Origin of the sequence: Paraburkholderia bryophila (genome assembly GCF_003269035.1) — a bacterium.
GTDB classification, from domain to species: domain Bacteria; phylum Pseudomonadota; class Gammaproteobacteria; order Burkholderiales; family Burkholderiaceae; genus Paraburkholderia; species Paraburkholderia bryophila.
In genome coordinates, this window is sequence record NZ_QLTK01000003.1 from 241,742 (window position 1) to 260,165 (window position 18,424).

General features: G+C 65.2%; 13 protein-coding genes. 9 read left to right on the top strand and 4 right to left on the bottom strand.

Annotated elements, in window-relative coordinates:
* Positions 1-74: 74 nt before the first annotated feature.
* The 6 genes from BX591_RS07950 to BX591_RS07975 are packed head-to-tail and all read left to right on the top strand — an operon-like array spanning position 75 to position 8,299.
* Positions 75-2,270, top strand: coding sequence for a polysaccharide biosynthesis tyrosine autokinase (locus BX591_RS07950; RefSeq protein WP_111930110.1), 2,196 nt, complete (start codon positions 75-77; stop codon positions 2,268-2,270).
* A gap of 38 nt (positions 2,271-2,308) precedes the next feature.
* Positions 2,309-3,244 carry a glycosyltransferase family 2 protein gene (locus tag BX591_RS07955; RefSeq protein ID WP_111930111.1) on the top strand — a complete coding sequence of 312 codons (936 nt, stop codon included), beginning with the start codon at positions 2,309-2,311 and terminating at the stop codon, positions 3,242-3,244.
* Positions 3,241-4,395, top strand: a complete 1,155-nt coding sequence (locus BX591_RS07960) for a glycosyltransferase (RefSeq protein WP_111930112.1) — start codon at positions 3,241-3,243, stop codon at positions 4,393-4,395. The genes BX591_RS07955 and BX591_RS07960 overlap by 4 nt, the downstream gene beginning before the upstream one ends.
* 3 nt (positions 4,396-4,398) lie before the next feature.
* Positions 4,399-5,871, top strand: coding sequence for a glucose-6-phosphate isomerase (locus BX591_RS07965; RefSeq protein ID WP_111930113.1), 1,473 nt, complete (start codon positions 4,399-4,401; stop codon positions 5,869-5,871).
* On the top strand, positions 5,868-7,136 hold the full coding sequence (locus BX591_RS07970; RefSeq protein ID WP_111930114.1) for a glycosyltransferase family 4 protein: 1,269 nt from the start codon (positions 5,868-5,870) through the stop codon (positions 7,134-7,136). The genes BX591_RS07965 and BX591_RS07970 overlap by 4 nt, the downstream gene beginning before the upstream one ends.
* Positions 7,133-8,299: a glycosyltransferase family 4 protein gene (locus BX591_RS07975; RefSeq protein WP_111930115.1), complete on the top strand. Its 1,167-nt coding sequence runs from the start codon at positions 7,133-7,135 to the stop codon at positions 8,297-8,299. Before BX591_RS07970 ends, BX591_RS07975 begins: the two co-directional genes overlap by 4 nt.
* 100 nt (positions 8,300-8,399) lie before the next feature.
* On the opposite strand, the gene gmd is transcribed toward BX591_RS07975, so the two are convergent.
* The 4 genes from gmd to BX591_RS36865 form a co-directional block, all read right to left on the bottom strand.
* Positions 8,400-9,443, bottom strand: a complete 1,044-nt coding sequence (gene gmd, locus BX591_RS07980) for a GDP-mannose 4,6-dehydratase (RefSeq protein ID WP_111930116.1) — start codon at positions 9,441-9,443, stop codon at positions 8,400-8,402.
* Between the two features lie 80 nt (positions 9,444-9,523).
* The gene (locus tag BX591_RS07985; protein ID WP_111930117.1) at positions 9,524-10,279 is read right to left on the bottom strand and encodes an SGNH/GDSL hydrolase family protein; all 756 of its coding nucleotides are present in this window, start codon (positions 10,277-10,279) and stop codon (positions 9,524-9,526) included.
* Positions 10,280-10,341: 62 nt separating this feature from the next.
* A complete protein-coding gene (locus tag BX591_RS07990; RefSeq protein ID WP_111930118.1) occupies positions 10,342-11,454 on the bottom strand; it encodes an acyltransferase family protein in 1,113 nt (370 codons plus the stop codon).
* Positions 11,455-11,791: 337 nt separating this feature from the next.
* A complete protein-coding gene (locus BX591_RS36865) occupies positions 11,792-12,238 on the bottom strand; it encodes a hypothetical protein (RefSeq protein ID WP_244146887.1) in 447 nt (148 codons plus the stop codon).
* On the opposite strand from BX591_RS36865, the gene BX591_RS08000 reads away from it, so the two are divergent.
* From BX591_RS08000 to BX591_RS08010, 3 genes are read left to right on the top strand one after another with little or no spacing between them, the layout of a single operon-like run.
* Positions 12,144-14,312, top strand: a complete 2,169-nt coding sequence (locus BX591_RS08000) for an NHL repeat-containing protein (RefSeq protein WP_244146868.1) — start codon at positions 12,144-12,146, stop codon at positions 14,310-14,312. The genes BX591_RS36865 and BX591_RS08000 overlap by 95 nt on opposite strands.
* A gap of 55 nt (positions 14,313-14,367) precedes the next feature.
* Positions 14,368-15,834 carry a flippase gene (locus BX591_RS08005; RefSeq protein WP_111930121.1) on the top strand — a complete coding sequence of 489 codons (1,467 nt, stop codon included), beginning with the start codon at positions 14,368-14,370 and terminating at the stop codon, positions 15,832-15,834.
* Positions 15,831-18,281 (top strand): glycosyltransferase family 4 protein, encoded by a 2,451-nt coding sequence (locus tag BX591_RS08010; protein ID WP_111930122.1) that lies wholly within the window; start codon positions 15,831-15,833, stop codon positions 18,279-18,281. Before BX591_RS08005 ends, BX591_RS08010 begins: the two co-directional genes overlap by 4 nt.
* Positions 18,282-18,424 lie beyond the last annotated feature (143 nt).

Below are 18,424 nucleotides of genomic sequence, written 5' to 3' on the forward strand. Positions count from 1 at the left end.
TGACGCGGGACCGAAGCAAACGCGGATGTAACCGATACGGGAAGCGAATCGTGAGCAATCAACTCTCTCCACACATGGGCGGTCCGGTCAGGACCGAAGAAGAGGACGTCGTCCTCGGGCAACTGATCCAGGTGATCCTCGACGACATCTGGTGGCTGATCGCGATCGCCGCGGTGATCGTCGCGATTGCCGGCGCCTACTGCCTGCTCGCCAAGCCGATCTATTCGGCCGACGCGCACGTGCGCGTCGAGCAATCCGACAACACGTCGCAGGCGCTCACCCAGACGCAAACGGGCGCGGCGATCACCACCGGTTCCACCTCGCTGCCGACCGACGCCGAAATCGAAATCATCAAGAGCCGCGGCGTGGTCGGCCCGGTCGTGCAGGACCTGAAACTGAACTTCAGCGTCACGCCGAAGACGATTCCGCTGCTCGGCAGCATTTCGGCCAAGCTGGCCGCGCCGGGTCAACTGGCGAGACCATGGCTCGGCCTGTCGTCGTACGGATGGGGCGGCGATATCGCCGACGTCGATTCGATCGACGTGGTGCCCGCGCTCGAAGGCCAGAAGCTCGCGCTGAAGGTGGTCGACGATCAGCACTATGAGCTGTTCGCCGAGAACGGCGCCTTGCTGCTGCGCGGCCAGGTCGGTCAAGAGGCCCAGGGCGGCGGCGTGACGATGCGGGTCAACAGGCTGGTCGCGCGTCCGGGCGAGCAGTTCACCGTGGTGCGCGCCAACGACCTCGACGCGATCACTGCGTTCCAGTCGGCGATCACCGTGCAGGAGCAGGGCAAGCAGACCGGCGTGATCCAGATCTCGCTGGAAGACAAGAGCCCGGAACACGCGGCGCTGGTCGCCAACGCGCTGGCGCAGTCGTATGTGCGTCAGCACGTGTCGAACAAGCAGGCCGACGCGATCAAGATGCTCGACTTCCTGCAAAGCGAGGAGCCGCGGCTCAAGGCCGATCTGGAACGCGCGGAAGCCGCCTTGACCGCGTATCAGCGCCAGTCCGGCTCGATCAACGCGAGCGACGAGGCCAAGGTGTACCTCGAGGGCAGCGTGCAGTACGAGCAGCAGATCGCCGGTTTGCGTCTGCAGATGGCGCAGCTCACCGAGCGTTACGGCGACGACCATCCGATGCTGGTGGCCGCGCGTCAACAGATGGCCGAACTCGAAGCGCAGCGCGCCAAATACGCGGACCGTTTCCGCGATCTGCCGGCCACCGAAGTGAAGGCCGTGCAGTTGCAGCGCGACGCGAAAGTGGCGGAAGACATCTACGTGCTGCTGCTGAACCGCGTGCAGGAGTTGTCGGTGCAGAAAGCGGGCACGGGCGGCAACGTGCATATCGTCGACGCCGCGCTGCGCCCCGGCGCGCCGGTCAAGCCGAAGAAGGTGCTGATCCTGTCGGCGGCCGTGATTCTCGGCCTGATTGCGGGCACCGGCTTCGTGTTCCTGCGCCGCAATATGTTCAAGGGGATCGACGATCCGGATCACATCGAGCGTGCGTTCCATCTGCCGGTGTTCGGCCTCGTGCCGCTGAGCGCCGAGCAGGCGGTGCTCGAAAGCGCGTTCGAGCGCGGTGGCGAACGGCTGCGTTCGGTGCTGGCGAATGCGCGGCCCAAGGACGTCACGGTCGAAAGTCTGCGCAGCCTGCGCACCTCCATGCAGTTCACCATGATGGACGCGCGCAATCGCATCGTCATGCTGACCGGCCCGATGGCGGGCGTCGGCAAGAGCTTCCTGACGGTGAATCTCGCGGTGCTGCTCGCGCACTCGGGCAAGCGCGTGCTGATGATCGACGGCGACATGCGGCGCGGCGCGCTCGAACGTTATCTGGGCGGCGTGCAGGACAACGGTTTGTCTGAACTGCTGAGCGGCCAGATCTCGCTGGAAGAAGCGATCCGCAGTTCGAACGTCGAAAACCTGAGCTTCATCTCGTGCGGGCGCCGTCCGCCGAATCCGTCGGAACTGCTGATGTCGCCGCGGCTGCCGCAATACCTCGACGGGCTCGCCAAACGCTACGACGTGATCCTGATCGACACGCCGCCGGTGCTGGCGGTGACCGATGCGTCGATCATCGGCGCGTATGCGGGCTCGACCTTCTTCGTGATGCGCTCGGGCGTGCACAGCGAAGGCGAGATCCAGGACGCGCTCAAGCGTCTGCGCGCGGCCGGCGTGCACGTGCAGGGCGGCATTTTCAACGGCATGCCGCGCTCGCGCGGCGGCTACGACCGTGGCTACGCGGCGGTGCAGGAATACCTGAGCGCCTGAACGCGGCGACGCGTTTGACGATACAAAAGGACATCACGATGAAAGTGACGGTACTGGTTCCGACTTATCGCCGCCCGGCCGATCTGGCGCGCTGCCTCGCGGCACTGCAACGGCAATCGCGCGCGCCCGACCAGGTGGTCGTGGTGGCACGCGCCGACGACGCCGCGACCCACACCTGTCTGCGCGACCCGGCGGTGCCGGGCGCGCTGCCGCTGTCGGTGGCGCTGGTCGAGGCGCCCGGCCAGGTCGCGGCGCTGAACCGCGGGCTCGACGCGGCCAGCGGCGACGTGATCGCGATCACCGACGACGATGCCGCGCCGCACGTCGACTGGGTCGCGCGGATCGCCGCCGCGTTCGAAAGCGATGCGCGCCTCGGCGCGCTCGGCGGGCGCGACTGGGTGCACGAACGAGGCCGCGTGCTGGATGGCGAGCGGCAGCTCGTGGGCAAGGTCACGGCGTCCGGCAAGATCATCGGCAATCATCACCTTGGCGCCGGCGGCGCGCGCGAAGTGGATATTCTGAAGGGCGCCAACATGAGCTACCGCCGCGACGCGGTACGCACCATCCGCTTCGACGCGCGCCTGCGCGGCGCGGGTGCGCAAGCGCACAACGACATGGGCTTCAGCCTCGCGGTGAAGCGCGCCGGCTGGAAGCTGGTGTACGACCCGCGCGTCGCGGTCGACCATTTCCCCGCCGAACGTTTCGACGAAGACGGACGCAACGCGCAAACCATGGCGGCGTTGCGCAATGCCGCGTTCAACTTTCATCTGATTCTGCGCGACCAGTTGCCGCCGCTGCGCCGCGAAACCGCGTGGTGGTGGTGGACGCTGGTCGGCACGCGAGCCTATCCGGGACTCACGCATGCGGCGCTCGCGCTGTTGTCGAAACAGGCGGGGCTGAAGCTGGCACGCTGGCGCGCGGTGCGCGGCGGCGCGCACGAGGCGCGCCGGGCGCAAAGCGGAGTCGCCGCATGAGCACCAATGTTCACGTTCATCTGTTTTACGGCGCCGACCCGCGCTTTTACCGGCCGGGCGACAACATCGGCTGCCTGTACGGTTATCACCACGCGCAGTCCGACGGCTTCGCGCTGAGCTATTCGCAGGACGCGCCCGAGAGCAAACCGGTGCGGCTCTTGCGGCGCGCGCTGAAGGCGGCGCTGGGGTTCGATTTCATCCATACGTGGCGCAACCGCGCCGAGATGCTGCGTGCCGACGTGATCTGGACGCATACCGAGCAGGAATGGCTCTCCGCCGCGCTGATGCTGCTGCTGAGCGGCCGCAAGGCCGGCGCCGGGGCATCCCCCTTGCTGCTCGCGCAAAGCGTCTGGCTGCTCGATAAATGGCCTTCGTACGGAATTTTGCGTAGCTGGCTGTATCGCAAGCTGCTGAGCCGCGCCGATCAACTGACCACGCTCGCCACTGAAAACGCCGCGCTGTGCCAGCGCTATTTCGATCGCGACGCCACGCCGCTGCTGTACGGGCTGAACACGCAGGACTTTCCCGTCAAGGCGCCGACCGAATGGCTGCCGCATGCGCCGATCCGCATTGCCGCCATCGGCAACGATCGCGACCGCGATTGGGAAACGCTGATCAAGGCGTTCGGCAACGATCCGCGCTACACCGTCAAGCTCGCGACGCGGCGGCGGATTCCTGCCTCGCTGCGCGCGCCGAATGTCGAGATCGCATTGTTCTCGGGCATCAAAAAACAGCATGAACTGTACGACTGGGCCGATCTGATCGTGGTGCCGTTGCGGCCGAACTCGCACGCCTCGGGCATCACGGTGATGCTCGAAGCGGCGGCCGTCGGCAAGCCGATGGTGGTCACCAACGTCGGCGCGTTGCAGGATTATTTCCCGGCCGGCGAGGCGTTCTATATTCCGCCGTTCAATCCGCAAGCGCTGCGCGAGGCGGTCGACCAGCTCGCCGCGACGCCGCTGGAGGCGTTGCGTCAGGCGCAAGCGGCGGCGGCCGGTTTGCTGGCGCGCGATCTGACCACCCAGCACTACGCCATGCAGCACGTGCGGATCACGCAGGAGATGCTGCGCGCCCGCGCCGCTCGCACGCAGCCGCAGGCGAGGGCGCCGAGCTCGCGTCCCGCCGCGCGCGAATCACGCGGAGGTCTCTGAGCGATGTCGACCATCACGCAAACCGCCCCGTCCGGCGCGAACCGCGCGGGGCGTAGCAGGTCCGGCGGGGCGCAGGAATGGGGACCGCCCGCCTTGCTGTGGCTGATCACGGCGGTACTGATCGTCGCGCATCAGGGCACGGTGCTGACGCTCGCGTTCCCGGTGCTGGCGATCCTCACCGGCCTGTGGCTCTACTTCAAGAGTCCGGCGCGCTACATCGGCTTCATGTGGTGGCTGTGGTTTCTGAGCCCGGAAGTGCGGCGTCTCGCCGACTGGTCCAAAGGCGCGTTCACGCCCACCAGCCTGATCCAGGTCGCGCCGCTCGCGGTGACCATGATCAGCGCGCTCTCCCTGCTGCGTTACTACCGGCTGCTCGCGCAACGGCGCGGCCTGCCGGTGCTGCTGATCCTGCTCGGCCTGAGCTACGCGTTCATGGTCGGCGTGATGTCGAGCGGGCCGCTGGCGGCCATCTACGACCTCGCGAACTGGCTCTATCCGATCCTGATCGGCTTTCACATCATGGCGCATACGCGTCAGTATCCGCAGTACCGCGACACCATCGTCAACACGTTCATCTGGGGCATGCTGGCGATGGGCGGCTACGGCCTCGTGCAGTTTTTCATCATGCCGCCGTGGGACGCACTGTGGATGCTCGGCTCGCAGATGAACTCGCAGGGCGACCCGGTGCCGATGGGCGTGCGCGTGTTCAGCACGATGAATTCGTCGGGCCCGTTCGCCTTCGCGATGATGGGTGCGATGGTGTACGTGATGGCGGCCTCGCATCGCGTGCGCTGGATCGCCGCGGCGCTCGGCTTCTTCGCCTTCGCGCTGAGCCTCGTGCGCTCCACGTGGGGCGGCTGGGTGATCGCGCTGCTGGTGCAACTGGTCAAGTCGAACAACAAGGTGCGGGTGCGCATCGTCGCGAGCGCGGTGTTGCTGGCGGGTCTGTGCGTGCCGCTGCTGGCGGTCGGCCCGGTCGCCGAGCGGATGCAGGCGCGCCTCACCACCATCGTCAATCTGAACGACGACCAGAGCTACGCCGCGCGTAACGAGTTCTACGCGACCTTTGCGAAAACCGCGTTCACCGACGTCTCCGGCGAAGGGATGGGCGCGACCGGCACCTCGACCAAGCTCTCGAACGACGGCGGCCAGCTCGGTCAGTACGGCAACTTCGACAGCGGCGTGATGAATATTCCGTTCGTGCTCGGCTGGCCCGGCACGCTGCTTTACATGTCCGGCATCGTCTGGCTGCTGGTGCGCGCGGTGCTGGCGTCGTTCAAGCTGCGCAACGACAAGTTCGTCTCGGCCTGTCTGAGCCTGAGTCTCGCGACCTTCGCGATGCTGGTGTTCACCAATTCGCTGGTCGGCACGGGCGGATTGCTGCTGTTCATGAGTGTTTTCTCGATTCTTTCCGCGGTGCACTACGACAAGATCAACCGCAGACGCACGCTACTTTTTCACGGAGGCACCCATTGAGAGTCGCCATTGTCACCCACGTCGTGCGCCATAACGACGGCCAGGGGCGCGTCAACCACGAGATCGCGCGCGCCGCGCTCGACGAGAACATCGGCGTCACGCTGGTGGCCTCGCACGTCGCGCCGGATCTGCTCGCGCATCCGAACGTTCGCTGGGCGCAGATCAAGGTGGGCCGCTGGTGGCCCACCAACCTGCTGCGCCAGCAGGTGTTCGCGCTCAAGAGCACGCTGTGGCTGCGCGCGCATCGCCGCGAATACGACGTGCTGCACGTGAACGGCTTCATCACGTGGATGCCCGCCGACGTCAATACCTCGCACTTCGTGCATAGCGGCTGGTTCGGCAGCAAGTACTACCCGTTCGGGCTGACCAAGGGCGTGTGGTCCGCGTATCAGTCGGTCTACACGCGCTGCAACGCGCTGCTCGAACGCTGGGCGTACCGGCGCTCGAAAGTGATCACCGCGGTGTCGCGGAAAGTCGCCGACGAAATCCGCGCGATCGGCCTGACGCCCGACAACCGGGTCGAGGTGATCTATAACGGCGTGGACACCCGGGGCTTCGCGGCCGCGACCGGCGACCGCGACAAGTTCGGTTTGCCGAAAGATGCGTTCCTGCTGCTGTTCGTCGGCGATCTGCGCACGCCGCGCAAGAACCTCGGCACCGTGCTCGCCGCGCTCAGGCATCTGCCCGACTACGTGCAGATCGCGGTGGCCGGTTTCCTGCCGGGCAGCCCGTATCCCGACGAGGCGAAAGCGCTGGGCATTGCGCATCGCGTGCATTTTCTCGGGCTGGTGAAAGAGATGCCGATGCTGATGCATTCGGTCGACGCGTTCGTGTTTCCGTCGCGCTATGAAGCAATGAGCCTGTCGCTGCTCGAGGCGATGGCGGCGGGTCTGCCGGTGGTCACGGCACGCACTGCGGGCGGCGCCGAAATCATCACGCCGGAATGCGGGATCGTGCTCGACGATCCGGACGACTCCACGGCGTTGGCGCGCGCGGTCGCGCGCCTCGCCGAGCATCACGACGCGCGCCGCGCGATGGGCGTCGCCGCCAACGAACTCGCCACCGGCTTCGGCTGGGCGCGCATGGCCGAGCAGTACATCGCGCTGTACCGGCAACTCGCGGGGCAGCAGCAGAATCGCCGGCGCAGCGAGGCGGAAGCGGCGGCGATCGCCAAGACCGACGCGCTGACGCTGAACACGCTGGCGGGACAGACAGCGTCGTTCGACCATCACAACTCACGGAACGCACAGGGGCATCAACCATGACGACGAGTTCAATCAAATCGCTGCAGATCGGGATGCACTGGTTTCCCGAGCGCGCGGGCGGCCTCGACCGCATGTATTACTCGCTGGTCGGCGCGCTGCCAGGCGCGGGCGTGGCGGTGCGCGGCGTGGTCGCCGGCTCGTCGAAAGTCGCCGCGGACACGGGCGGCGCGATCAACGGTTTCGGCTCCGCCGCGCAGTCGCTGCCGTTGCGGCTGATGGCGGCGCGCCGCGCGTTGCGCGAGGAAATCCGCCGGTCGCGGCCCGACGTGATTTCGTCGCACTTCGCGCTGTACACCTTTCCGGGGCTCGACGTGACGCGCGGGATTCCGCAGGTCTCGCATTTTCAGGGACCGTGGGCCGACGAGAGTCACGTCGAAGGCGCCGACTCGCTCGGCCAGCGCGCCAAACGCTATCTGGAACAGTCGGTGTATGCGCGTTCGTCGCGCTTGATCGTGTTGTCCGAGGCGTTCGGCAAGATCCTCACGTCGCGCTACGGCATCGCGCCGGAGCGCGTGCGCGTGGTGCCGGGTTGCGTCGACGTCGAACAGTTCAACCTGCCGATCACGCCCGCCGAAGCGCGTCTGAAACTGCAATTGCCGCAAGACCGGCCGATCGTGCTGGCGGTGCGGCGGCTGGTGCGGCGCATGGGTCTCGAAGACCTGATCGACGCGATCCAGCTGCTCAGGCAGAGCGCGCCTGACGTGCTGCTGCTGATAGCGGGCAAGGGGCGGCTCGAAAGCGAACTGCAGGCGCGGATCGGCGCGGCCGGGTTGGAAGATAACGTCAAGCTGTTGGGCTTCGTGCCCGATCAGCATCTGGCGGCGTTGTACCGCGCGGCGAATATCAGCGTGGTGCCGACCGTGGCGCTGGAGGGCTTCGGGCTGATCACGGTCGAGTCGCTGGCCTCGGGTACGCCCGTGCTGGTGACGCCGGTGGGCGGCTTACCGGAGGCGGTGGCGGGGTTGTCGCCGGATCTGGTGCTGCCGGAGACGGGCGCGAAGGCGATCGCTGCAGGCCTGGCCGGCGCGCTGAACGGTACGTTGAAGCTGCCGGATGCCGATGCCTGCCGACGTTATGCGCGGGAGAACTTCGATAACTCGGTGATCGCGAAACGGGTCGCCGCGGTGTATGCCGAGGCGATCGCGGCGGGCGGGATACATTGAGGGAGTGAGGGGCGGCGGGGCGTTCAAAGCGAACGCCGCCGCGAATCACCGGGCTCACCGCTTTCGCCGTGAGCCCGCGCCGTTTCCCGATCCTTAACGATCAGAACGTTTCGTGCTGTTCGTTACGCGTCAGGTCCGCATGCACCATCATGTGGCACAACTGTTCCAGCGTCGTTTCCGGCTGCCAGCCGAGCGTGTCGCGGGCCTTGTCGGCGCAGCCGATCAGCAGGTCCACTTCGGCCGGACGATAGAACTTAGGATTCACGCGCACGAGCGTCTTGCCGGTGGCGACGTCGATACCGGTTTCGCGCTCTTCCTTGCCCGACCATTCCAACTGATAACCCGCCGCGGCGAAGGCCATCCGCACGAAGTCGCGAACCGTCTCGGTACGGCCGGTGGCGAGCACGAAGGTATCCGGCTGCTCGGCCTGCAGCATGCGCCACATGCCTTCCACGTATTCGAGCGCGAAGCCCCAGTCGCGCTTCGCGCTCAGGTTGCCGAGCTCCAGCGTGTCCTGCTTGCCGAGCTTGATCTTGGCGACGGTGTCGGTGATCTTGCGCGTGACGAATTCGCGGCCCCGCAACGGCGATTCGTGATTGAACAGGATCCCGCTGCTCGCGAACAGACCGTACGACTCGCGATAATTGATGGTCGACCAGTGCGCGAACAGCTTGGCGACGCCATACGGGCTACGCGGATAAAACGGCGTGTCCTCGCGTTGCGGCACGGCTTGCACGAGGCCGAACATTTCCGACGTCGACGCCTGATAGAAACGGGTCTTCGGATTCAGAATGCGGATGCCTTCCAGCAGATTCAGCGCGCCAATGCCGGTCACTTCGGCAGTCGTCACCGGCTGATCGAACGACACGCCCACGAAGCTTTGCGCCGCGAGGTTATACAGCTCGTCGGCCTGCGCACCTTCGAGCAGGCGCAGCGTCGAACCCAGATCGGTCAGATCGTGCTCGACCAGACGCAGATTCGGATGATCGAGCACGCCCAGCTCGCGAATGCGCCAGAAGTTGACCGAGCTGGTGCGCCGGTAAGTGCCGGTCACGTGGTAGCCCTTGTCGAGCAGCAGCTTGGTCAGATAGGCGCCGTCCTGTCCGGAAACGCCGGTAATGATCGCTTTGCGTGGTTGGCTCATAGCTCGCCTTCAATATTGGTAAAAGTAAAAAACAATCGGCACTCGCGCCCGGTCAGGCGCATCGCTCTGAAAAAAACACCTCAACGTGTGCCGTCCAGCAGTCGCCGCACCATCGGTTCGACGACCCGGCAATCCTGTTCCGCCTTCAGTCGATACAGGTCCGGCTTCGGATGCGCGCCGTCGGACATCAGCGTCTTCCAGTCCGGCAAGCGGCTGACGTACGCGTACTGATCGACCAGCGGCACCTGCTGCTCGGCGGCCACGCGGCGCGTCATCGCAACCATCGCGTCGAGCCGCGCATTGAGACGGTCGTCGGGCATCGGGTTCGAGGTCTGCAGCACCGGCTGCTTGCCGAGCGCGCGGGCGCTCGTCACCAGCGCCGTTTCGGCCGCGTAGAACTGCTCGGGCGTCTGGTTGTGCATGACTTCGTTGATGCCGTAATTGATCAGCACGATCTGCGCGGGCGATGCGGCCAAACGCGCCTGCCACGGCAGACCGGCGGTCGGACCGGCGCGGCGATTGCCGGTGCCGTCGCGCAGCTGGGTGGCCATCGTGCCGCCCACGCCGTAGTTCGTGACGAGAACGCGTTCGCCGACGCGCGCCTGCAAATCGTCCTGCAGATACGCAACGGCATTGCGCGCTTGCGGGCCGCAGTGGCCGTCGCGACAGGTAATGCCGAGCGTGGTCGAATCGCCGTAGGCTTCGATCAGCACCTGCGTCTGCGCGGTGTTGGCGGGCAGCGTCGTGGATGAGGCTTGCGCCGCGTCGGCGCGGCCGGCGTGCGCGCTCAAGGTCACGAAGCAGGCCAGCGTCGCCGCGGTGGACCACGGCCGCATCGGTATCCACATCCTGGTCCGCATCGAGGTCCAGGCGCTCGCGGCGAAGCCTGCGTGGCGCCTCATGCACGGCTTTGCGGCGCGCGCGGTGCGGCCGCGGTCACGCCGGAACCGACCGCGGAACCGACACCTGCCGCCGCCGGCGCATGACCGTTCCCCGCGCCGAAAATCAGCCGCTTCTCGAACGCGAACCACGTGATGCTGGCGTAGACGAGCGTGATCGCGAGCGCCAACGCCGCCGTCACAAAACGGTTGAGTTGCAGCGGCCACAGCATGTACAGCACGCTCAGATGAATCAGATAGATCGTGTAACTGATCGTGCCGATATAGACCAGCACGGGATGGCACAGCAGCCGTTTGACGATGCCCTTGCTCTGCAACGCGATCACCACGACCGACGTGCACAGCACCAGCGAAACGCTATACAGCCCGGCGTTCGACAGCGGCGTATTCGCCGCGCGAAAGCGCGGATAGTGCAAATGCAGCCAGGCCAGCACGGCAAGCGCCGCGAAACATCCCAGCACGGCCAGACCCTTGTACGGTTCGAGCGCATCGCGATCGCGCCGCACGGCGATCGCCAGCAGCGCGCCGGCCGCGAGCAGATCCATGCGGAACGGCGTCAGGTAATAGATCGGCCAGAACGAATCGAACCACGGCGTGGCGAACGCGCGCAGCAGCGGCACCAGCACGATCAGCGCGGCTGCCACGTAGCCGAGCACACGCTCGGGCAGTAGCAGAATCACGAACGGCCAGAAAATATAGAACTGCTCTTCGACCGCGAGGGACCACAACACATTCAGGCTGTCGTGACCGCTCTGATTGAGCGCGTCGCCGATATTGGTCGCGAAGAATGCATACCACTGCCAGTGCTGTGCCCAGCCGAAGCCGAACAGGATCGACGACACCACCATCAGCAACACGTACGGCGGCAGGATGCGGCGCGCCCGGCGTGCGTAGAAATAGCCGAAATACGACTGCTGGCGCGCCTTGCGTTCGAGCAGGATGCCGGTGATCAGAAACCCGCTCAAAACGAAAAACAGATCGACGCCCATCCACAGCGGCGCCTTCAAGGCGTGCTGCGCGAACACTGCGAGCACCGCGATGGCGCGCAGGCCGTCGAGCTGCACGATGCGGCGGGAGTGAGAGGGTGATGAAGGCAGTGCGCTAGCAGTCATGAACCGTCCATGGTGTGAAGCCGGGGAGCCGCGCACGAGTCGGCACAGCGCGAGAAACAGCACAGCCACGCCCGCTTCGCGTCGCAACGAAAGTGCAATCGATTCTAGGGAAAAGAAAATCGCGAAAAAACGGGAATGAATTGGATAAATGAATCAGTTTGCAACAGGGTGTTTCGTTATCCATTCGCAATGGATTTTTATGCTGGTGTTGCGCATAGGTCGCGCATGGATCGCGCCGATGACGCAACACGTAATAAGTGCGGATCAGAGCGCTATGGCATCGGTAAAGATGAATCGCAATGTGCGGATGAAGAGGTGTGGCGCAATTAATTTTCGGTTAATCGATTTTTAAATCGATTTCTTTCAGGATGCTTGAAGCGTCGAATATTTTTGAATTATTTTCGATTTTCGTCGCGCGGTTTTTTCCGCGTAATGTGAGCCGTGCGGACCGGCTGGCCAGGGAAGGCGCGTGCGCCGCACGCGCAACCCGTTCACGGCGAACCGTCGCGTCGTCCTGCTCTTTGCTCGTTTGCCGGCTTGTGTGTCGGCTGGCGTGCTGGATCGCACGACCGGTTCTCATGTTCTTGTTCTGCTTCTTTTGATTCCCGCGCGGGCGTAGGTCCGCGCGCGGCGCCGCGTTGACTGGAGGAAATACCTTGCCCCGTTTCACGTTCAAAAGCAGGTTCGCTGTGCTTGCCTGTGCCACCGGATTCGCCGCGGCATCGTTTGGCGTCACGGCCGGCGCGGAAACCGCGTTGAACGCGAAGACTTCATGGATCGGCAATACCTTTGGTTTCGGCGACGGCAGCTGGGCGCAGATCAACATCACCGCGATCGCGGTCGCGCCCGACGGCAAGGTTTATACGAACGCACCGTGGGACGAAAGCGGCGCCGAAGCGAGCGTCTACCAGAACGGCAAGATGCTCGGCTTCGCGGGCGGCACGCATGGCTGGGGCAATAGCGGCGGCAGCGCGATCGCGGTGAACCGCAAGTATGCGTTCGTCGCGATCGGCGTCGGCAATGAAAAAGGACGCCTGGTGGAGCAGGGCGTGTGGCCGGAAAAGGGCAAGCAGTGGTTCGGCATCTCGCGCCGGCAGATTGCCGACCCGAAACTCGCCGCGCCGTTCCAGCCTGCCGCGAAAGCCGCCGACCCGCATGCGCAACTGGCGGCCGGCTTCCTGATGATGAACGAAGTGCCGACCGGCACGAGCGCGGAGATTGGCGGCCTCGCGGCGAACGACAGCACGCTCTATGCGGCCAACACCGCGCGCGATCGCATCGAGGTCTATGACGCCGAATCGATGCAGCAGAAAACTACGTGGAGCGTGCACGAACCGGGCCGCCTTGCGCTCGCGCCCGACGGCACGTTGTGGGTTCTGAGCGGCACGCGTAACGATCGCGCGCCGCATGTCGAGCACTACACGTCAGCGGGCAAGCGCATCGACGAGACGCTGACGTTGCCGGCCGACACAGTGGCCGTCGACCTTGCCGTGGACGCACGAGGCCGCCTGGTGATCGCCGATAACGGCCCACGTCAGCAGGTGCTGTTCTTCAGCAAAAACAACGGCCGCTATGCGGAATCGGGCTCGCTCGGCGAGCGCGGCGGGATCTTTGGCGGCGTTGCGGGCAAACCGGGGCCGCAGCGTTTCAACGGACTGACCGGCGTGGGCGTGGATGCGCGCGGCAATGTCTACGTCTCGACCAACGGCATCGGGCCGCGCTACGACCCGATCGGTGCGGGTCTGGGCGCGACCCTCGAAAGCTACGCGCCGGACGGCAAGCGCGACTGGCAGGTGCAAGGGCTGCTGTTCGTGGACGGTGCGTGGATCGATCCGGCGCGTCCCGACAGCGTCTATACCGGCAACAAGCGTTTCGAACTCGATCTGTCGAAGCCTGCCGGGCAGGACTGGACATACGCGGGCTTTTTGTCGAACCGCTTCAAGTATCCGGACGATCCGGTGTTTCACACCGACCAGTATCCGGGCCTGCCGATCGCCCGTCAGTTGAAGGGCCGCACGTTCCTGTATCTGACGGACATGTACGCGGACCATCTGAAGATCTATCGCTTCGATCCGCAGCGCGACGGCGAGACGGCGATTCCGTCGGGTTTCATCGCCGGGCGTGAGCGCGCGGTCGCCAAGGTGCCGAATGCACCGCCGGGCGGCGACTGGATCTGGCGCGATGCGAACGGCGACGGCAAATTCAACCCCGACGAATTCTCGCTCAACACGAGCGGCACGAAGCTCGCGGGCGGCTGGGGCTGGTGGGTGGATAGCGCCGGCGATATCTGGCGCACGCGCGACAACAAGGGCATTTACCGCTTCCGGTTCGGCGGTCTCGATGCGAAGGGCAACCCGGTCTATTCGTATTCGAACCTGACGCAGTACCCGGTGCCGCAACCGTTCACCGAGCTGCATCGCGCGCTCTACGAACCGGCCACCGACACGATGTACGTGACCGGCTACACGCCGGATACACCGGTCGATCGCGGCTTCTGGAAGGAAGTGGGCCGCGTGCTGGTGCGCTACGACAAATGGTCGAGCGGCAATCCGGTGCAGCGCTATTCGATCACGCTGCCGTGGCAGACGCAGAGCAAACCGATCGCCACGATCATCGGCCTGACCGTCGAGGGGCAATACCTGTTCGGCGTCGAGCCGGTCGGCGCGGTGCACGTGTGGGACAAGGACAGCGGCAAGGAACTCGGCGTGATCCGGCCGGGGCCCGAAGTGGGGCGCGCGTCGGGTTGGGTCGACGTGCCCAACGGCATCAGCGCGGCGAAGCGCGCCGATGGCGAATACCTCGTGTTCGTCGAGGAAGACGCGCGCGGCAAAGTGATGATGTACCGCTGGAAACCTTGAAGCCCACTGCGCTTCAGGCGCGCTTCAGCAACCGCAGTCAAACCCAGGGCATCCGATGGACAAAGGCATTCTCAAGAACGTAGCGATCAATTTCTTCGGGCTGGTCCTGCCGACTTTCGTCTCGCTCGTGACCGTGCCGTCGTATATCAAGCTGCTCGGCGTCGAGCGCTACGGCGTGATCAGTCTCGTGTGGACGCTGATCGGCTATTTCAGCATTCTCGATCTCGGCATGAGCATGGCCGCGCAGAATCACATCTCGAAGGCGCTGGCCTCCGGTGACAGGAGCGAGAGCGAACGGGTGTTCTGGAGCGCGACGTGGCTCAATTTCGCGACCGGCGTGATCGGCGGGCTGATCATTTATTTCGGCGCGTTTCTGTACACCGCGTATTTCACCAAGGTATCGCCCGAGTTGCAGCATGAGGTGTATATGGCGCTGCCGTGGCTCGCGGTGGCGATTCCGATCGCCAATGTCTCGTGGGTGTTCGCCGGCGCGATCAACGGCGCGGAGCGCTTCGGTGTGTACAACACCAATCAGACCATCGGCACCTTCCTGTTCCAGTTGCTGCCGCTGGGCGCCGCGCTGTGGCTCGGCGCAACCCTGCAGAACGTGCTGGCCGCCGCCGTCTTCGCGCGGATTCTGGCGGCACTGATGCTGGGCCGTTCCGCGCTGAAGGTGCTGGAGATTCGCCGCATCCGGGCGCCGCAATTCGGCGTCGCGAAGGGGCTGTTCAACTTCGGCGGCTGGATGTTGATTGCGAGCGTTACCACGATGATCGCCGACTCGCTCGACCGCGTGATGCTCGGCACGAGTCTCGGTGCGCGCTTCGTCACGTATTACACGGTGCCGCAGAACCTCGTGACGCGCCTGAACATCGTGCCGACCGCGCTGGTGCGCACGCTGTTTCCGCGTTTGTCCGCCGTGGGTCGCGCCGACGCCGACACCATCACGCAGCAGTCGCTCGAATTTCTCAATGGGGTGTTCACGCCGGTCGCGCTGGTCGCGATGCTGGTGCTCGAACCGTTCCTGCATCTGTGGGTCGGCAATGAAATCGCCACGGTGGCCGCGCCGGTGGGCCGGATCATGATCATCGCCGTGTGGCTCGTCGGGCAGGCGAACGTGACGCGGATTCTGATCCAGTCGCAGGTCCATCCGGCGACCGCCGCGCGGGTCGGTTTGTTCGAATTGCCCCTGTTTGCGGGGGCGTTGTGGTTCGGCATCTCGCACTTCGGTCTGACCGGCGCGGCGGTGGCCGTCGCCGGGCGCGCGTTGTTCGACTACGCGGTGCTGCTGCATTTCGCCGCGATTCGCGCGCGCCAGATCGCGCTCGACATGCTCGCCCACCTCGCGTTTCTGCTGGCCAGCCTGTGGCTCGCCAGCTTTCTGCCGGGTCTCGCGCTGGCGATCGTGGCCGGCCTGCTGATGGTCGGCGCGAATCTCGCCTGGTCGATCACGATGACCCCCGCTTTGCGCGATCTTGCGCGTTCACTGCTGTTGCGACTGAATCCGAGGAAAAGCGCATGAACCACGAAGTCCTTGAAGAAGAAGCCGTGTTGCGACCCGCGACGCGTAGCGCACTGGCCGAACTCACCAGCGTGCCCAGCGTGCAGGCGCCGCCGCGCCGCGCCGCGTTGCGCGCCGATAAATCCGTGCGCGTGGCGATCGTGCACGACTGGCTCGTCACCTATGCGGGCGCCGAGAAGGTGCTGGAACAGATCGTCGCGTGCTTTCCGGATGCGGATCTCTTCAGTCTGGTCGATTTTCTCGACGACCGCAGCTTTCTGCGCGGCAAGCGGGTCACGACCTCGTTCATCCAGAAACTGCCGCTCGCGCGCACCCGATACCGCACCTATCTGCCGCTGATGCCGCTCGCGATCGAACAGCTCGACGTGTCCGCGTACGACGTGGTGATTTCGAGCAGCCACGCGGTGGCCAAGGGCATTCTGACCGGGCCCGATCAGGTGCATATCAGCTACGTGCATTCGCCGATCCGCTACGCGTGGGATTTGCAGCACCAGTATCTGCAGCAGTCGAAGCTGACCAACGGGCCGAAGTCGGCCATGGCGCGGCTGATTCTGCATTACATCCGCAACTGGGATATCCGCACGTCGAACTCGGTGGACGGCTTCGTCGCCAACTCGGATTTCATCGCCCGGCGCATCAGGAAGGTGTATCAGCGCGACGCGCAGGTGATCTTTCCGCCGGTGGACGTGGACGCTTTTTCGCTCTGCGCCGACAAGGAAGATTTTTATCTGACCGCCTCGCGGATGGTGCCGTACAAGAAGATCGACCTGATCGTCGAGGCGTTCGCGCGGATGCCGGAGCGCAAGCTGGTCGTGATCGGCGACGGCCCCGACATGCAGAAAATCCGCGCGAAAGCAGGGCCGAACGTGGAGATCATGGGCTACCAGCCCTTCAAGGTGCTGAAGGACCGGATGAGCCGCGCCAAGGCGTTCGTGTTCGCCGCCGAGGAGGACTTCGGTATCTCCGTGGTCGAAGCGCAGGCGTGCGGCACGCCGGTGATTGCCTACGGCAAGGGCGGTGCGCTCGAAACCGTACGCGACGTGTCCGAGTCCCGGCCGACCGGCATGTTCTTCGACGAGCAGAACGTCGAGTCGATCATCGCGGCGCTCGAGCGTTTCGACCAGCAGGCGAAGCGTTTTTCGCCCGAGGACTGCCGCCATAACGCCGAGCAGTTTTCCGCGGCGCACTTCCGCGAGCGCTTCTTTTTGCACGTGCGCGCCGCAGTGCCGGCGTTGCGCACCGCGACGCTGCCGCCTTACGTGCCGTACAAGGCGGAAGCCGCGGCCGGCGCGCCGCGCATTCTGGCGGTGGATCAAAGCGGCGTGCTCGGTGGCGCCGAGTTGTCGTTGCTGGAAATCGTCAAGGCGCTGCGCTCGCGGATCGAGGTCGTGCTGTTCGACGACGGCCCGTTTCGCACGGCGCTTGCCAAAACCGGCGCGAGCGTCGAGGTGCTGGAGGCGGGCGCGTTGCGCAATGTGCGCAAACAGGGCGGTTCGCTGCCGAAGGGCCAGGCGCTGAAGGGTCTGGTCTCGCTCGTGCGCGCCACCGCGAAACGTGCGCGCAAGGCCGACTTGATCTACGCGAACACCCAGCGCGCGATGGTGATCGGCGCGCTCGCCGGCAAGCTCGCGCGGCGCCCGGTGGTGTGGCATCTGCGCGATATCGTCAGCCCCGAGCATTTCGGCGGCAAGCAGTTGGCCATCATCAAGTGGTGCGCCCGCTTCGGTCTCGCGCACGTGATCGCCAATTCGGCCGCGTCGGCGCGCGCGTTCACCGAACTCACGCAATTCGACGAAAAACGCGTCGACGTGGTGTTCAACGGCATTTCTGCCGCGCCCTTCGACGCTCTGCGCACGGTGCCGCAGGCCACGCTGCGCGAGCGGCTGAATCTGCCGCAGGACGCGTTTCTGGTCGGTTCGTTCAGCCGCCTCGCGCGCTGGAAAGGGCAGCATGTGCTGCTCGAGGCCATGGTCCTGAATCCGCAGATGCACGCCGTGCTGGTCGGCGCGCCGCTGTTCGGCGAAGACCAGTACGAGATCGAATTGCATGCGTTCGTGGCGGCCCACAAGCTGGGCGAGCGGGTGCATTTCCTCGGCTTCCAGCACGATATCGCGGCCTGCATGTGCGCGGTGGACGCGGTCGTTCATACGTCGATCACGCCGGAGCCGTTCGGCCGCGTGATCGTCGAAGGCATGCTCGCGCAGCGGCCGGTGGTGGCGGCGCGGGCGGGCGGCGTGCTGGAGATCGTCGACGACTACGAGAACGGCGTGCTGTGCACGCCCGGCGACGCGCACGGTCTCGCCGATACGCTCGCCGAACTGCGCTCGAACGACGAACTGCGCAACCGGCTGGTCAGGAACGGCTATCAGACGGCGCTGAGCCGCTTCGGCACGACGACGTATGTGGAAGGTGTCGCGCGGATTCTGAAGGGCGTGGCGGGGCGGTAAACGGTCTGGCGGCGGCTTGAAGTTCTGGTCTCAGGGTTCCCTGGGGCTTGGGACTTTGATGCCGCCGGCGGCAGTGACGATTCCGGGAGCAAGTTTTTAAAGCGGGCTTTAAAGCGGTTTCGACGCGGGGGTGTAGGCAGGAG

Excerpts from the sequence above, each read along its gene's own strand:
- BX591_RS07950 (WP_111930110.1), top strand. The coding sequence starts at position 75 with ATGGGCGGTCCGGTCAGGACCGAAGAAGAGGACGTCGTCCTCGGGCAA.
- BX591_RS07955 (WP_111930111.1), top strand. The coding sequence starts at position 2,309 with ATGAAAGTGACGGTACTGGTTCCGACTTATCGCCGCCCGGCCGATCTG.
- BX591_RS07960 (WP_111930112.1), top strand. The coding sequence starts at position 3,241 with ATGAGCACCAATGTTCACGTTCATCTGTTTTACGGCGCCGACCCGCGC.
- BX591_RS07965 (WP_111930113.1), top strand. The coding sequence starts at position 4,399 with ATGTCGACCATCACGCAAACCGCCCCGTCCGGCGCGAACCGCGCGGGG.
- BX591_RS07975 (WP_111930115.1), top strand. The coding sequence starts at position 7,133 with ATGACGACGAGTTCAATCAAATCGCTGCAGATCGGGATGCACTGGTTT.
- gmd (WP_111930116.1), bottom strand. The coding sequence starts at position 9,443 with ATGAGCCAACCACGCAAAGCGATCATTACCGGCGTTTCCGGACAGGAC.
- BX591_RS07985 (WP_111930117.1), bottom strand. The coding sequence starts at position 10,279 with ATGCGGCCGTGGTCCACCGCGGCGACGCTGGCCTGCTTCGTGACCTTG.
- BX591_RS07990 (WP_111930118.1), bottom strand. The coding sequence starts at position 11,454 with ATGACTGCTAGCGCACTGCCTTCATCACCCTCTCACTCCCGCCGCATC.
- BX591_RS08005 (WP_111930121.1), top strand. The coding sequence starts at position 14,368 with ATGGACAAAGGCATTCTCAAGAACGTAGCGATCAATTTCTTCGGGCTG.
- BX591_RS08010 (WP_111930122.1), top strand. The coding sequence starts at position 15,831 with ATGAACCACGAAGTCCTTGAAGAAGAAGCCGTGTTGCGACCCGCGACG.